Origin of the sequence: Marinomonas gallaica, assembly GCF_001639745.1 — a bacterium.
In the GTDB taxonomy this organism is placed as follows: Bacteria; Pseudomonadota; Gammaproteobacteria; order Pseudomonadales; family Marinomonadaceae; genus Marinomonas; species Marinomonas gallaica.
Genome location: NZ_LTAX01000013.1, coordinates 76,872 through 91,716, shown reverse-complemented (window position 1 = coordinate 91,716; position 14,845 = coordinate 76,872). Strand labels below are relative to the sequence as shown.

Annotated in this window: 14 protein-coding genes; 10 read left to right on the top strand and 4 right to left on the bottom strand. The window is 44.9% G+C overall.

The features are described 5' to 3' along the window. The first annotated feature begins 214 nt into the window (after positions 1–214). From AYW76_RS12915 to AYW76_RS12905, 3 genes are all read left to right on the top strand, one after another. Positions 215–424, top strand: a complete 210-nt coding sequence (locus AYW76_RS12915; protein ID WP_067035771.1) for a cold-shock protein — start codon at positions 215–217, stop codon at positions 422–424. 355 nt (positions 425–779) lie between these two features. Further along, positions 780–989 (top strand): cold-shock protein, encoded by a 210-nt coding sequence (locus tag AYW76_RS12910; RefSeq protein ID WP_067035771.1) that lies wholly within the window; start codon positions 780–782, stop codon positions 987–989. Between the two features lie 357 nt (positions 990–1,346). Beyond that, a complete protein-coding gene (locus tag AYW76_RS12905) occupies positions 1,347–1,556 on the top strand; it encodes a cold-shock protein (protein WP_067035774.1) in 210 nt (69 codons plus the stop codon). 99 nt (positions 1,557–1,655) lie between these two features. Here AYW76_RS12905 and AYW76_RS12900 read toward each other — a convergent pair whose 3' ends face one another. Continuing rightward, on the bottom strand, positions 1,656–2,504 hold the full coding sequence (locus AYW76_RS12900; protein ID WP_067220843.1) for a TauD/TfdA dioxygenase family protein: 849 nt from the start codon (positions 2,502–2,504) through the stop codon (positions 1,656–1,658). A 228-nt stretch (positions 2,505–2,732) separates the two neighbouring features. On the opposite strand from AYW76_RS12900, the gene AYW76_RS12895 reads away from it, so the two are divergent. From AYW76_RS12895 to AYW76_RS12885, 3 genes are all read left to right on the top strand, one after another. Further along, positions 2,733–5,522, top strand: a complete 2,790-nt coding sequence (locus tag AYW76_RS12895; RefSeq protein ID WP_067220839.1) for a DUF2339 domain-containing protein — start codon at positions 2,733–2,735, stop codon at positions 5,520–5,522. Continuing rightward, a complete protein-coding gene (locus AYW76_RS12890; RefSeq protein ID WP_067220836.1) occupies positions 5,519–6,907 on the top strand; it encodes a DUF3999 family protein in 1,389 nt (462 codons plus the stop codon). The genes AYW76_RS12895 and AYW76_RS12890 overlap by 4 nt, the downstream gene beginning before the upstream one ends. Positions 6,908–7,135: 228 nt before the next feature. Next, the gene (locus tag AYW76_RS12885) at positions 7,136–7,795 is read left to right on the top strand and encodes a YoaK family protein (protein WP_067220833.1); all 660 of its coding nucleotides are present in this window, start codon (positions 7,136–7,138) and stop codon (positions 7,793–7,795) included. Positions 7,796–7,880: 85 nt separating this feature from the next. Here the strand turns inward: AYW76_RS12885 and AYW76_RS12880 are convergent, their stop codons facing one another. Then, positions 7,881–8,132, bottom strand: coding sequence for a hypothetical protein (locus AYW76_RS12880; protein WP_067220829.1), 252 nt, complete (start codon positions 8,130–8,132; stop codon positions 7,881–7,883). 269 nt (positions 8,133–8,401) lie between these two features. Between AYW76_RS12880 and AYW76_RS12875 the strand changes: the two genes are divergently transcribed. From AYW76_RS12875 to AYW76_RS12860, 3 genes are all read left to right on the top strand, one after another. After that, on the top strand, positions 8,402–8,821 hold the full coding sequence (locus tag AYW76_RS12875; protein ID WP_067220826.1) for a Replicative DNA helicase: 420 nt from the start codon (positions 8,402–8,404) through the stop codon (positions 8,819–8,821). Positions 8,822–8,897: 76 nt separating this feature from the next. Then, on the top strand, positions 8,898–9,482 hold the full coding sequence (locus AYW76_RS12870) for a 3'-5' exonuclease (RefSeq protein WP_067220822.1): 585 nt from the start codon (positions 8,898–8,900) through the stop codon (positions 9,480–9,482). A 301-nt stretch (positions 9,483–9,783) separates the two neighbouring features. Beyond that, on the top strand, positions 9,784–11,196 hold the full coding sequence (locus tag AYW76_RS12860; RefSeq protein WP_067220815.1) for a DUF945 family protein: 1,413 nt from the start codon (positions 9,784–9,786) through the stop codon (positions 11,194–11,196). A gap of 71 nt (positions 11,197–11,267) precedes the next feature. Here AYW76_RS12860 and AYW76_RS12855 read toward each other — a convergent pair whose 3' ends face one another. After that, positions 11,268–11,735, bottom strand: a complete 468-nt coding sequence (locus AYW76_RS12855; RefSeq protein WP_067035824.1) for a CreA family protein — start codon at positions 11,733–11,735, stop codon at positions 11,268–11,270. Positions 11,736–11,873: 138 nt separating this feature from the next. After that, a complete protein-coding gene (locus tag AYW76_RS12850; protein ID WP_067220812.1) occupies positions 11,874–13,661 on the bottom strand; it encodes a hypothetical protein in 1,788 nt (595 codons plus the stop codon). 194 nt (positions 13,662–13,855) lie between these two features. On the opposite strand from AYW76_RS12850, the gene msrP reads away from it, so the two are divergent. Beyond that, positions 13,856–14,845, top strand: coding sequence for a protein-methionine-sulfoxide reductase catalytic subunit MsrP (gene msrP / locus AYW76_RS12845; protein ID WP_067220809.1), 990 nt, complete (start codon positions 13,856–13,858; stop codon positions 14,843–14,845).

Sequence of the window (14,845 nt, the reverse complement as noted above, 5' to 3'; positions counted from 1 at the left end):
TCCGCCTATTTGATGAGATGACGTGAAATAAACATTGACGTGGTTAGCTGTTGTCTATACATTGAATGCAGCTAGAAACTTAGCGGCTTTTTACATCCTCCATCACGTAGCGTTATTCGTAGTTCTCCGTCCTGTAGTATTTAAAACTTTGTCTTTATTTTCACGCTATTCCGCCTTTAAGGCACTCTTATTTTTGATCTACAGGATACATATTATGTCTACTACAACTACTGGCACTGTAAAATGGTTTAACGAAACTAAAGGTTTTGGCTTCATCGAGCAAAAATCTGGCCCAGATGTGTTCGCACATTTCAGCGCTATTGTAAGCTCTGGCTTCAAAACGTTGGCTGAAGGCCAAGCCGTTGAGTTCGTTGTGACTCAAGGCCAAAAAGGCCCACAAGCTGAGAACATCGTAGCGCTATAATCGAAAACGATTAACGCGTTATAAAAGAAGGGGCTACCGTAGAGGTAGCCCTTTTTTTATGTCTGAAACTTTGTTTGATAGTTTGATAAGAAGACAATGATTACGTTGGTTGATTTTTTATTGATGCGTGAAATCTTAGTAATTAGGTCATATGGAAAGGTAATTGAAATAAGCATTGACGCGGTGTGGCATTACCTATACATTAAACGCAGCTAGAAACTTAGCGGCTTTTTACATCCTCCATCACGCAGCGTTATTCGTAGTTCTCCGTCCTGTAGTATTTAAAACTTTGTCTTTATTTTCACGCTATTCCGCCTTTAAGGCACTCTTATTTTTGATCTACAGGATACATATTATGTCTACTACAACTACTGGCACTGTAAAATGGTTTAACGAAACTAAAGGTTTTGGCTTCATCGAGCAAAAATCTGGCCCAGATGTGTTCGCACATTTCAGCGCTATTGTAAGCTCTGGCTTCAAAACGTTGGCTGAAGGCCAAGCCGTTGAGTTCGTTGTGACTCAAGGCCAAAAAGGTCCACAAGCTGAGAACATCGTAGCGCTATAATCGAAAAACGATTAACGCGTTATAAAAGAAGGGGCTACCGTAGAGGTAGCCTTTTTTTGCCTAAAACTTTGTTAGATAGTTCGAGCAGAAGACAATGAGTACGTTGGTTGATTTTTTATTGATGTGCGAAAGCTTAGTAATATAAGTTCATATGGAAAGATAATTGAAATAAACATTGACGCAGTGCCGCATTACCTATACATTAAACGCAGCTAGAAACTTAGCGGCTTTTTACATATCTCCATCACGTAGCGTTATTCGTAGTTCTCCGTCCTGTAGTATTTAAAACTTTGTCTTAATTTCCACGCTATTCCGCCTACATTGGCACTTTTTATTTTTATACACAGGATACATATTATGTCTAATACAACTACTGGCACAGTAAAATGGTTTAACGAAACTAAAGGTTTTGGTTTCATCGAGCAAGAGTCTGGCCCAGATGTGTTCGCACATTTCAGCGCTATTTCTAGCTCTGGCTTCAAAACTTTGGCTGAAGGCCAACGTGTAGAGTTCGTTGTAACTCAAGGCCAAAAAGGCCCACAAGCTGAGAACATCGTAGCGCTATAATCGAAACCGATTAGAGCGATACATAAGGAAGGGCTACCGTAAGGTAGCCCTTTTTTTGTGCTTAATATTTTTGTCCGATGTTGGTGAGATCAAATGGGGCTAAGGCAAGTAAGGCTTACCCGCTAGGCATGGTTCGCCTTGAACGGTGACTCTGTGCAGCCTTCTTGGAGTATCGCCATAATCCGTGACGGCAAAATGCTGAGTAGCGCGGTTATCCCAAATGGCTACAGAGCCTTTCTGCCACGAAAAGCGCACCTGATATTGCACCTGTCGAGCCTTGCTGAATAACGCTGATAGGCGCTGTTGGCTAGCGGCCTCGGACCAATTTATAATGGAACGCGTGAACTGCTCATTGATAAACAGTACTTCTTGGCTTGTTTCTGGATGTACTTGCATCATTGGACGGCGAATAGGCGGGTAGTCTCGAGCGCGCTTGCTAACAATGCTTTCACCATTGTCATCTAAATGATCGTACCGGCTGTCTTCGAAGGCATGTAATGCATGAATGGTCTCTAATGATCGTAGCTCGGATTGCTCTGCAGCTGAGAGGTCAGCCCATACACCTGCCATATCACACCAAATAGTATCGCCCCCTTGTTCGGGGACAAACTGAGCATGCAAAATCGAGCATTTTGGCGGCACCATTTGCCATGTCATATCGGTATGCCAATAGCTTTTACTGGGCGGGTTTCCAGGTGCAGTTTCAATGATCACGACTTGGTCATTATCTGTCAGATGAGGGAAAAACGGATGGGGGGGTTCTAACGCGCCAAAGCGTTGGCCCAGCGCTATATGCTCTTCTGTCGATAAGGGTTGATCTCGAAAAAACAGTACCTTATGGCGTAGTAGAGCTTGATACAGAGTCTTAAACTCATGGGGATCTAGATCGCTTAGGCTAACGTCTTTCACAAATGCGCCGATCTTTTCATTTACAGGCGTGATCTTCATAAAGTCCTTAACATTAATTCGCGTGAGTAAATACCATGGTAATAGAAAAGGCGTTCTCTGCCACCGGGTGAATGAGTCATGAGTGGTCCAATGGATGGGGGATTGTAAGGTATTTATAAGATAGTGATCGTTTTGTAGAGCTTACTTGTGCACTGTGCTACTTTGTGCGCTTCAAATTTTGCGTCATGGATTTTCCTTACTCTAAGGGAAAGCGAAGGAGTCGTGTAGATGAATAAGAAAGTGGCCTTAGCCTTAGCGGGATTGGTCCTAGGCGCGGTTTGCTCTCAAGATTTCTTTGGAGGGTTGATCGGTGGCATCGTAGGGTTCTTGCTCGGTCAGGCTTGGATTTTTTCAATTCAAGTCAAAGGGTTGGAGCGCGAAGTGACGCGCTTACATTCATTAATAACGCAGACTACGTCTGAAACGGTCACCCAAGACAGCACAGCTTCCGACAATAAATCTGTTGCCGATGACACTGTGCCTGTTATGACCTTCACGTCCTCTTCTGATCTGGAACCTGATACATTTGCTAGTTCAGTCGCAGACAAAACGCCAAAAACCTATAAAGAGTCGGACTGGAATGAGACATCGGCCTCTACCTTTGATGTTTATGATAGTAACTCTAAAGCGCCAAGCTTGTTCACGAAAGCGAGTGAAAAAGTGCGCGATTTCTTTTTTCAGGGAAACCCTGTTGTTCGCGTGGGCATGCTGGTGTTGTTCTTTGGACTTAGCTTTTTAGCGAAGTACGCTTCTGGTGCAGGCCTGTTTCCTATCGAGTTACGTTTGACTGTCATTGCGTTAGTCGCGATTGGCTTGCTGGGTTTAGGTTGGAAAACTCGAACCCGACATAATGGCTATGGTTTGATATTGCAGGGCGGTGGTATTGCCGCACTCTATCTCACACTATTCGCGGCTGGAAAATTGTATACCTTGATGCCGACCAGCCTTGCCTTTGGCTTAATGTTTGTCATTGTCTTGCTTGGCGCCGCTCTAGCGGTCTTACAAAACGCACAAATATTGGCGTTGATGGCGACTGCGGGCGGCTTTTTGGCACCGATTCTGACGTCCGACGGCACTGGTAGCCACGTCGGATTGTTTAGTTTCTATTTAATTTTAAACATGGGTGTACTGACCATCGCGTGGTTCAAGTCGTGGCGCCTGCTGAACTGGGTCGGTTTCATATTTACCTTTGTTATTACGTCGACTTGGAGCGTACTGAGTTATGAACCGGATCTTTACGTTACCACCCAGCCATTTTTACTCGCCTTTTTTGCCTTGTATTTAACGATCTCAGTATTGTTTTCGATGAAGCAGCCGCCAAATCTGAAAGGCCTTGTTGATGGCAGCCTGGTTTTCGGCTTGCCCATCGTCGCTTTCGGTTTACAAACCATGCTGCTAGAGCAGACTGAATACGGCTTGGCGATCAGCGCATTGCTGTTGTCGGCTGTCTACATCGCGCTTGCCAGCATGTTATGGAAGAGATACCCAGAGACTCATCGTTTATTGATTGAATCGTTTATTGCAATCGGTGCAGTGTTTGTCACATTGGCGGTACCACTGGCATTGGATGCGAGTTGGACATCTGCTACATGGTGTATTGAGGCAGCGGGTTTAGTATGGATCGGTGCTCGACAAAAACGCTTATTACCACGTGTTGCCGGTTATGCGATGTATTTGTTAGGCATGATTTCATTGCAGTTTGATGCTAATTTCCATGCCGATTTATTGGCAATTTTTGCAGACAATGGTATTGGCTTATTGATTTTGGCGGTATCGGCATTAGCGATCGCTTTAGTGCTACAGCGTCAAGGTCAGTCTGTTTCGCTTCAAGAGCGATACCTTGAATGGGTGGGCATCGTCATAGGACTTACTTGGTGGATGATGTTTGGCTTATTAGAGCTGTTAAGACGCTTACCTGAACACTGGGTATTTGCTGCAACGATCGCCTTTCTATCTCTGTCTATGCTGGGTGTCATGTTGCTGAGTGGTCGTTTACGCTGGCCTCATTTGTTGCGCGCGACCTACAGTCTGTTGCCACTGGTGACGCTCTGGATAAGCGGTTTTGCGCTGGTGTGGTGGGCTGGCCTCAGCTCAATGCACCCTTTGGCGAGTCTAGGTTGGCTAGCGTTGTGCGTGTTTGCTGTCGTGCAATACCGCTTTCTTTGGTTGCAACGTGAATGCCGAGAAGAGGGCGTTAAAGCAACCATTGAATCAAAGCTGACTCAACATTGGCATGTGCTTACAGCATGGCTGCTGCTAGGTACGGCATACTGGGAACTGCAGTGGTGGCAACAAGAAATGAGTTGGCACCCTATATTGACGCTAGGGCTTTGGTTTATTGCTTTTACAGGGCCCTTAGTGGCGTTGATGACCGTCTTAAAACGAACATACTGGCCGTTCCAAACGTATCTGGTTGAATACAAAGATAGGGTACCGATTCCGCTTATCGTATTAACAGGTTTTTGGTTTGTGGCGGCGAGCCTTGACGCTGGTGAAAGTGGATTTTTCTATTTACCCTTATTGAACCCGCTGGACTTGATGCAGTTGGCTGTGGTCGTGCTGCTGGGTTATTTGTTTAAGCATAATATACTGGGGCTCGCTTACGTTGATCGAGTCTATCGTATCGGAGCGCCTGCGATACTAGGCTTTATCTGGCTCAATATTTTGGTACTGCGCACGATGCACCATTATGACAGTACGCCTTACAGCGCAAACGATCTTTGGCAGTCAAGCACGGTCCATATGGCGCTCTCTATTCTTTGGAGTTTGTGTGCGTTGGTCATTATGAATGCTTCCCGCCGCCTGCAGAATCGAAAACTATGGATACTTGGGGCCTCGTTATTGGGGCTTGTGCTGCTGAAACTGTTTACCAAAGACCTAACCGGAACGGGTAACTTGGCTCGTATTATTTCCTTTATGGTCGTTGGAGGCTTAATGTTGCTTATTGGTTATCTGTCACCTATTCCAAGCCGTAATGCTTCTGATACCACGGCAGAAACAAAGGAAGAGCAGGCATGAGTAGTGTGATTAAAAAGCGTTTATCCGCGGGGCTTTTGATGGTGCTTATGACGTTTGCCTTTGCTAGCCAAACGACACGAGCAAAAGAGCAAATGTCTGTTACGGCTGTTTATGAAGTGCAAGACATGGCAGGCGTCTACTTACAAGCAACACTGCCGCACAGTATTTATCGCTACTCCAATAGCAGTCAGCTTACGGATGTGGTGGTACTGGATCGTGATGGCAACGCACTGCCTTCGAAGATAGTGAAAAGTACTCAAGCGAAGCGCCAAGAAAGCGATTCGGTTGCATTGGCGTTTTTCCAAGTTTCGACCGATTACGTGCCGAGCGACAGTCTAAAAGGCAATACGCAGTTACAAATAGAGAAAGGTGTGATTGCGATATCAATGGAACAAGGTCATGAGCAAAGCTCGGAAGAACCATTTTATCTGATTGATTTGAGTGAAAGAGCGCAAGCACTGCAAAGCGTAGCGTTAGAGTGGGTGGCGGATACGTCAAGCCAGTATTTACCGGTTACTTTAAGTGGCAGTAATGACTTAGTCAGCTGGACGACCGTTACCCAAGATACTTTAGTAAAGCTAAACAAAGAGGGTCAGGCGTTATTGCGTAACAAAGTTCAGGTTAATCTTGCTGCGCAGCGTTACCAGTACCTACGAATTGATTTTCCCGAACATCGAAATATTCAACTGACCGAAGTGTTGGGTTATCAGCCGCATTCGATTGAGCCAGTCTCTTATCAGCATTGGCAGCTTCAAGGGCGTCTTGCTGAGAAACAGCGTTCCATTGCGAACGGTGATAATCCAGTCTCTGCTTGGGAATATCAACGCGACGATAAGGCGCCAGTGCAAGCACTCAACATCAATCTAGGCCAAACAGCGCATGGTGACACAGTGCGAATATACTCTCGTAGTCGTACTAACGGCGACTGGCGGCTGCGGTTCAACGGTGTTTGGTTTAACGCAAAAGTAGGTGATACGTGGCAACACAGCGAAGCGATGAACCTATCACCGAATACTGATCCTTATTGGCGTGTCGAGTTTAACCCGAACCTGAGCCGCTCAGCTGAACCTGAATTGATGTTTCAATATCCGTCACAAACCGTCCAATTTATTGCCAATAACCATCAACCTTATCAAGTGGCCGTCGTTGCAGAGGTACCTGCTGAGCGCGCATCCGCTAAGGTATTTACGCAGGTAATGAAGAGACAGCAAGTAGATTGGATCAACGCTGATTTGATTAAGCTTGACAGTGTAGCGCGGCCTGATCACTCTGAATCCTTAACTCACTGGACGGATGTTTTGTTTTGGATCACGTTGGTGCTGGCCGTAATTGTCTTGCTTGTATTTGCGCTACGCTTGTTGCGACAGTTACAGCATGAAGACTAAGGTGCTTACCTAACCCCCACATTGTCGTTAATAAACTTAACAGCGTGTGGGCTGACTGCATCATTACAGATCGGCCTTTGGCACCGTATTTACAAAGCAAAATTGCGTCACTGGGGGTAGAGATTGTGGCCGGCTAATTTAGGATTTACACTGTACCAGTTTACTTAGTTATTTTGACATGAAGAGATATTAAACTTAGCCAGTGTAAGTCCATAGGGAGTGCTCTAAGTGATTTCACAACTACCAAAGTGGGTGGAAGTTGGGGCCTTTATTTTGGCGCTCGTTGCGGGCTTCATTAATGCGATTGGCTTACTCAGCTTCGAGCACCAATCCGTGTCTCATTTGTCTGGTACGGCCACATTGTTAGGGGCAAGCTTGTTGAGCTTTTCGTTGCATAAAATGCTTCATTTAGTGGGTGTGCTTTTTGCGTTTCTATTGGGCTCCATTCTGTCTGGGTTCTTACTGCATGGGGCAAGTCTAAAGCTAGGTAGGCACTATGATACGGCCTTATTTCTAGAAGCCGTCCTTTTATCTATTTCTTTGGTGTTGTTATATTCTGGGTCATTCTATGGGCATTTTTTTGCGTCGGCTGCATGTGGTTTACAGAATGCTTTAGCAACCACATATAGCGGGGCGATCGTAAGAACCACACACGTAACAGGCATATTTACGGATTTAGGCATCATGGTAGGCAAGCTACTTAGAGGGCAGCCCCTTGACCAACGCAAAGCGAAATTGTTTGCCTTTATTATTATTGGTTTTGTATTAGGCGGTACACTGGGCGCATTATTGTTTGTAAAATATCAGTTCATGGCATTGCTGTTTCCGATCATCAGCTGTGTTTTACTTGCCATCATCTATCGTGAATATGCCAAACGCTGCGGCTAATTTACGCAAAATGACCGTAAAAAATCCATTTCATAACATTCTTATACAATGTCCTAGTCACGCTTCTTTGGTTGCTGATAAGTGTTTACTTAAACCACACCTTGCCGCCGATAAACTTGTATGCCGGTGTGCCGCGTACTAATGTATCGCGAGCGAATTCTTTTTCGCACTTTGGGCAATGGCAAGGCGTCGTTGTGAAGTCGTCGACAATGCGTTCTTTAAAACACTTTACTAAAGCCCCTTTGCCACCTTTTCGGTATTTAAAAAGAACGGTGTCACAGCTTTTGCAAAAGATATCGACGGTTTTCGTTGGGCCCTTTTTATTCGGTTTCGCCATAAGTAACTGCTCTTCGAGTCTAAAATTTTGGGCATCGTGACGAGTTTAGTGGTCGGTGTCAAAAAATTGAGCTATCAACTATTAACCGTGCTTTATTGGGTAGCTTACTGATCACGTGCCGCAACAGATGAGCGGCTTATCATATTACGCTTTTTGTGCTTTTACTCATTACTCCTTGATTAATCTCTCTCAACGCCCGTATAGTGCGCAGCTTTACGCTGGAAAGCCGACCCCCACGCCCTAACAAGGCGATAGTCTTTGAGTAACCGATGAACACAAAAATATACAAAGAAGTTTTGTATCTAGCCAATGAATTAATGGCCAGTGCGAACAACCAAAATCAAGCAGAGTTCGATGCGTTTTATCAAGAATTGAAACAACTGTGCGATGACAATGAGAGCACGGACAAGGACCATCCTGTCCAGTGGGAAGCGTTGGGCGACTTTACCGATGATTTGATGCAGGCGATCGTCATCTACGATAAGGCCCTGGCAAAAGCTGCAGCGATTAACTCCAAGGACTACCTGTCTTCAATTGGTATGTCTGCCGCACGCTTAAAAGTCGAATTGGGTGATCATGCCGCGGCCATTGAATACTTAGAGCAGGCTAAAGTTCACAGTAATAAGATCATAGATAAAGAACTAAAAGCTGAGATTAATAACCTATTAACCGAACTTAAAGCGTCATAAAACCCAGAAGACTGGGTTTAACTCACGTCGATCGTGGCTCAGAATAAACCTCTGATTTTAAGAAAAGAGACATCGTATGGAACGTCCCTCCAAGGAACAAATTCGTCAATTACCTTTATATGTTGGCTTAGCTTTGCCTAATATTTGGATCGTTGAAAATGAGCAGGAGGCCGCCCATGCGTTGCAGGTTCTGCAGCATCAAACCTGCCTAGGATACGATACGGAAAGCAAACCTATTTTTGTTAAAGGTGAGGTGAGCCCTGGCCCGTCGCTTATTCAGTTAGCGACAGAAACAGAGGCGTTCCTTTTCCCCACAAGATTTGTTGCAGCGGTAAACGCTGCGAGAGCATTATTATCGAATCCCGAGATTCAAAAAGTAGGGTTTGGCCTCAAAGACGATAACAAAGAGCTGCGTAATAAACTCGATATCGATATCGTCAATACAAAAGATTTATCGATGACATTGAAACGTCTTGCAGGAGACAAAGACAGTATCGGTGCTCGTGCGGCTGTTGCCATGGTATTAGGGGCACGTTTAGGAAAAGGTGCTCAACGCTCAAATTGGGGAGCTTATCCTTTACGCGAACATCAAATTCTCTATGCCGCGAATGACGCCCACTGCGCTATTGCTATCGTGAATGCGTTGAAAAGCCGCCTTTAAAGGTTTCTTCTTTTGTCATCCAAATTTTCAACGCTATAAGCATCATCAACACAACGTCGAATGATAAAAGCATTTGTGAACGGCAGATGACACTGTTTTCGCAAGCATAACGCGATAAGCGTAATGGATACGTAAAGATCGGCCGGTTGTTTTGGGGTGTTATGCGAGAATGTAGTAGATTTGCAGGCTTTATCAGAGGGGCCTAAAAGGATGTTTGCTTTATGCCCCTTTTGATAGTGTTCAAACCACGGTTTTGCCATGGTAAATGTGACCCACTTAATATTTGTAGAAAGGGAATTTCGTGAAAAGAAAACCTATTTTTGTTTTATCGGCCGTTGTCGTTGCGGCAGCAGTGATTATCCCCCCTGTTTTTATTAAGCCAACGGTACAGCAGCACTTTAGCGCTTGGCAGGAACAAGTTAATCAAACCCCAGGTTATGCGCTAAGCATTGAGCCTGAAGAAGATGGTTGGTTTCGCTCTCACTATACTGCGAAATTGTCATACGACATCAGTTTGATTGACCCTGAATTAGCCGAGTTGACTGATAGCGAAGATGGTCTCGTAACAGTGCCACTGCAGATAACGACCGCTTACGGGCCATTGTTTTTTGCTGGGCCTTTCGGTTTTGGTGCCGCACAAGCGACGGTTCAAGTAGATGGCGAAAATCTGCCTGATTTTATCCAATGGGATAAAGACTCGCCATTTTATCAGTTAGAGATTGTCCGTGGCTTTGGCGGCGGCTTCACCCATAAAGATCAGCTAGCAGCATTTGAAGCCTCGCGTTCAGGGGACAATGAAACGCTGATATTTGATGGGTATAAAGGACACGGCACTTATTCGTCTGGTGTATTAGAGCATGATGCGAGCATTGATCGTATTGAGCTTAAAGGTGACAGTCCTGTGTTAATCGAAAATTACACTGTGAATAGTATCTTTCATGCACCTCTAGAAGATTTGTTTAATGGCTCTTCATACAGTTACAGCATGGACGCTGAAATTGAACGTATCAAGTTAGCAGACCTTGTTTCAATCGAGGACATTCAGGCTTCGGCACATAACACATTGGATGATTCAAAAGAGCTGAATGATACGACGATGACAATGACAACGGATGTGATGGAGCTAACGGATTTTGGTAAAGTCGAAGACATTAAGTTAACGATGGCGCTCAATCATATTAGTACTGAATTTTTACGTCGTTATAATGACGCCGTTATGAATGGGCTAATGACAAATGACTCGACCATGCAGCAGTCGCAATTAGTCGAGTTTTTGAAGAATAACCTTGCGTTGTTTTTAGAACCAAAGCCTGAATTTAATGTGACTGAGTTTACAGCTCACTATGAGGGTAATGCATTTGCATTTGGTGCTCACAGCCATATCGAAGCGGGTGAAAACCCTGACGTTAAAGCGCTTGTGTTAGGGCCTGAGGCTTGGTTGCCTTTAATTAAAGCGGATGCGTCGCTCACTATAGATCAGCCACTTTTAGAGGCCATGGTATCGCCGTTTATTGCGACGCAACTTGAGCCAATGTTAAGTCAGGGCCACATTACACAGGAAGAATTTGACAGCATGCTTTCTGACGCTCAGCAACAAATGATCGGTGGCCTTATAGCACAAGGCTTGTTAGAAGAACGTGAAGATGCCTATGTCTCAAATTTTCTTATGGATAAAGGCGAAATGACACTGAATGGTCAGTCGATAAACTTGTAATCTTCAAGAAGATGAATGTACTTAAAAAAGCCCTTTAGACATTGTTTAAAGGGCTTTTTTGCAGCGTCATGCTAGCGAGATGTTTGCGGCTCGACGTACGCTTGAGTCCCCCACAATGGTACCGTTGACAGGCTGTGCTTAAAGCTGCCGTTAGTTTCCTTTGTCGTATACGACACGTACATCAGCGTTTGATTCTCGGCATCGTAAATACGTCGTACTTTCATTGTTTTAAAGAAAATACTTTTCGATTTTCGGAAGACGACTTCACCCGATGAGCTTTTGTCGATGGTCGCGATCATCGCCGGTGTGATTTCACCGGTTTGACGGCAGGCAATGGAACTGTCGCTAGGATCTGAAAAACTCAAATTGGCTTCGATCGAGGCAATATGGCAGGTGACACCGAGGACTTTGTCATCGGTCAGTTTCGAGATTTTAATATCTTTTAAGGTAAACATGCCCAGAGACACATCGCCCACTTCATCGTCAGAGCAACCAACAAGCGCTAAAGAGAAGCAGGTTGCTAACAGTAATTTTCGCATGGTTATTTATCCTTTATAACTTGTCTAAGTCCTTCCCCAGTGTATTACGTAACACATACTTTGCCACTCAAAAAGTTGGACATTATAGTGCGGTAATTAATTTGTGAAGGGTAACAGGCTAGCGCTTATCATAACGTGTTAAACACTTCTGTTTGCTGACTCTTCGAAGTCACGCTGTGTTTCAAATGCCATTTGCTGCACAACGTTAGATAAAAACGCGAGCTGTGTGTTTTCAGTGATTTTATTACGGAATGAGTCCGTCACTATTTCATCGCTGACACGCTGTAAAGTTTCATCACGAATGCCCGAGTGCATGTCCGCTAAGGTCTCGGCGAAGGCGTTAAGAGACATTTTATCGTTGGCAGTGCTGTCACTTCGAGCGCTTTCAAACGCTACAAGCGTGCTGACCATATTGCCAACATCTTGCTTGTATTCGTCGAAGGTTTTAGCGCTGTATATATTTTCCGATTCATGGCCTTTTACCGAGTGGCCGTTAACCATGTTGGCTTGGTCTTTGGTGGCGCCTAAGAGTATTCTTGACTGATTCACCGCACTGTCGAGGTTTTTAAACACAGCCGCGCCTTCTAATGCCACAACCGTCTGGCCTTCTTCGATGTCAGGACGTTCGATCAAAGTGACATCATGGTAGCGTGAACCATTAACCAATGAGAGAACATCTTGGTTATTACGCAGCTCACTCACCACAGCAACCGCTTCATCAAGGTTCTTTTTATTACTATTCTCTGACACCTTGGCTTGTAGCATCTCATCGAGCCCTATAGTGGTAATCTCAATGTAAGCGCGTTTTTCTGGGTTCGATAAGCCGCTTAGCTCAGATCCCATCGTTTCAAGTTGTTCTTCAGAGAAGTCGTATTGCTCCAACATATTGATCATGCTGGTCACCGAGTTCAAGGCAAAATCGCGTCCCTGGCTTTCTTCATTATCTTTTAACAAGGCTTCATTACCATGCCACGCAATACCAAAGTCTTTTTTGACCTGAGACGTCAGCTCAAAAACCTTGACCGAGTCGACCATATCACCTAATGCGCCAAGTAGGGAGTCGGGCAGTTGGTTGCCCTCTGGCCCCGCTAGTTGTGCCAAACGGTCGCCTAGGGCTGTGTCTAAACCGTAAACGCTGAGTAAGCCCCGTTGTGATTCATCATTCATCTGGTCCAGTTGCTCGGTTAGAGCGCTAGGATCGTCTGTGGCGACGACAGCAGAGACATAATTGTGTAGGTTATTGGCGGAAGTGTCATTACGATAAGGGTCAAACCTGATCTGAGTGATCTTTTGGCCGAAGACATTCTGTGTAAAACTGGCGGCTGCGTCGACATCGACTTGCCCTGCGTATTTGGCTGATTGTTCTAATATAGCGCTGCGCTCAGCAGTGTTACTGCTTTTTAGAACATCCATAAATTCAGCGACTTTGTTTTGATAAGAGCGGTCGGCTTCGTTATGAGTTGTGTAATTTGCCGACGCTGGCAGAACCATTGCTTTGATCGTAACGGCTAAATCCTGCAACGCCTCATCATTCATGGATTCCGCCATATCCAGAAATTCAGGGTCGGTCAACACACCCGCATGAAGGAAATCGCGCATGCTGTCGTGATAGAAGAATTGCCCCGCATTAGCCTCGTGTATTGGGCCATCAAGGCGCTCAGCGAGAGCCTTTGCTTTTCCTTTAAGCTCGGGATTATCTTGGTACAGATTAAATGGATCGCCTTTTGGACGAATCAGTGAAAAGGAAGATTCTTCTAAGGTATCACTCTCACTCTGTTGAACCAGCGACGAGTTTAGATCCACTAAAGCGTCTTGCAACCCCGAAGAGGAGGCATTGCTGAGTTGAGATTGGCTAGATCGTTGGGATGAGTAAGGCGTTATTGCCACGTTAATATTGCTCATACCGGTTACTGATATATGTGCCATCTTCAAAGTCCCTTTAATGAATCTGTGCTTTGTTAGCGGCCGAGTTGAATGAAACTTGAGCAACGTTTTTGCCATTTTGCTCGTCTAAGATGGTTCATAAACTTGTGAATGTGGCGTAAATGTGATGTTTAAGATATTTGTAGAACAAGCACGTACTTTGGTAGTCAATCCAGTTAACAAGAGAGGAAAGTGCTATGTTGATTAAAAATAAGAAACGGTCCGATTGTTCTGAAAATGAGGTCACTGATCAGTCGGTTTATCTAAACCGACGCCAGTTTATGAAAGTCACAGGAGGCGCTGCGTTAGGATTAAGCTTTGGCAATGCCTTTGCAGCACTGCAATCTGGCAATCCTTTAGCGCCGCCACAAGCGCTGCAAAACGCTTTTCAAAACATCGCTGAAACGACCTATGGCAAAGGTGAAACGCCTGCACCTTATGATGTGGCGACGTCCTACAATAACTTCTATGAATTTGGATATGGCAAGGATGATCCTGCAAAAAAATCAGGCTCGCTAGAGACGCGTCCATGGAGCATTACCGTTGAAGGTGAAGCTGAGGTTACTGGTGTGTTTGATTTAGATGATATTATCAAAGAAGCTGCTTTAGAAGAACGGATTTACCGCCTTCGCTGTGTTGAAGCGTGGTCAATGGTGATTCCATGGGTGGGCATACCGCTGGCGGATGTTCTCAAAAAATTCAAACCTACTTCTAAAGCGAAATATGTTTACTTTGAAACGCTTCATGATCCTAAGCAAATGCCTGGACAGCGAGGTGGCTCAATTGACTGGCCCTACCGAGAAGGCTTGCGCATGGACGAGGCTATGAATCCACTAGCATTACTCAGTGTCGGCATGTATGGCAGTATTTTACCCAATCAAAATGGTGCACCAGTAAGACTCGTACTGCCGTGGAAATACGGTTTTAAAAGTATCAAATCCATCGTCAAAATACGTTTTGTTGAGAAGATGCCGACTTCCACCTGGATGATGCTAGCGCCGAATGAATACGGCTTCTATGCCAACGTAAACCCAGAAGTTGATCACCCTCGTTGGTCGCAAAAAGAAGAGCGAAGATTACCGAGTGGTGTGCTTTTTCCGAATGTCATTGAAACCGAAATGTTCAATGGCTACCAAGAGGAAGTCGCGGATTTATATGCCGGTATGGACCTGAAGAAGAACTTTTAA

What these genes read in the sequence shown, in the direction of transcription:
- AYW76_RS12870 (WP_067220822.1), top strand. Translation starts at nt 8,898, where the DNA reads ATGGAACGTCCCTCCAAGGAACAAATTCGTCAATTACCTTTATATGTT.
- AYW76_RS12895 (WP_067220839.1), top strand. Translation starts at nt 2,733, where the DNA reads ATGAATAAGAAAGTGGCCTTAGCCTTAGCGGGATTGGTCCTAGGCGCG.
- AYW76_RS12850 (WP_067220812.1), bottom strand. Translation starts at nt 13,661, where the DNA reads ATGGCACATATATCAGTAACCGGTATGAGCAATATTAACGTGGCAATA.
- AYW76_RS12905 (WP_067035774.1), top strand. Translation starts at nt 1,347, where the DNA reads ATGTCTAATACAACTACTGGCACAGTAAAATGGTTTAACGAAACTAAA.
- AYW76_RS12855 (WP_067035824.1), bottom strand. Translation starts at nt 11,735, where the DNA reads ATGCGAAAATTACTGTTAGCAACCTGCTTCTCTTTAGCGCTTGTTGGT.
- AYW76_RS12910 (WP_067035771.1), top strand. Translation starts at nt 780, where the DNA reads ATGTCTACTACAACTACTGGCACTGTAAAATGGTTTAACGAAACTAAA.
- AYW76_RS12880 (WP_067220829.1), bottom strand. Translation starts at nt 8,132, where the DNA reads ATGGCGAAACCGAATAAAAAGGGCCCAACGAAAACCGTCGATATCTTT.
- AYW76_RS12900 (WP_067220843.1), bottom strand. Translation starts at nt 2,504, where the DNA reads ATGAAGATCACGCCTGTAAATGAAAAGATCGGCGCATTTGTGAAAGAC.
- AYW76_RS12890 (WP_067220836.1), top strand. Translation starts at nt 5,519, where the DNA reads ATGAGTAGTGTGATTAAAAAGCGTTTATCCGCGGGGCTTTTGATGGTG.
- AYW76_RS12915 (WP_067035771.1), top strand. Translation starts at nt 215, where the DNA reads ATGTCTACTACAACTACTGGCACTGTAAAATGGTTTAACGAAACTAAA.
- AYW76_RS12875 (WP_067220826.1), top strand. Translation starts at nt 8,402, where the DNA reads ATGAACACAAAAATATACAAAGAAGTTTTGTATCTAGCCAATGAATTA.
- msrP (WP_067220809.1), top strand. Translation starts at nt 13,856, where the DNA reads ATGTTGATTAAAAATAAGAAACGGTCCGATTGTTCTGAAAATGAGGTC.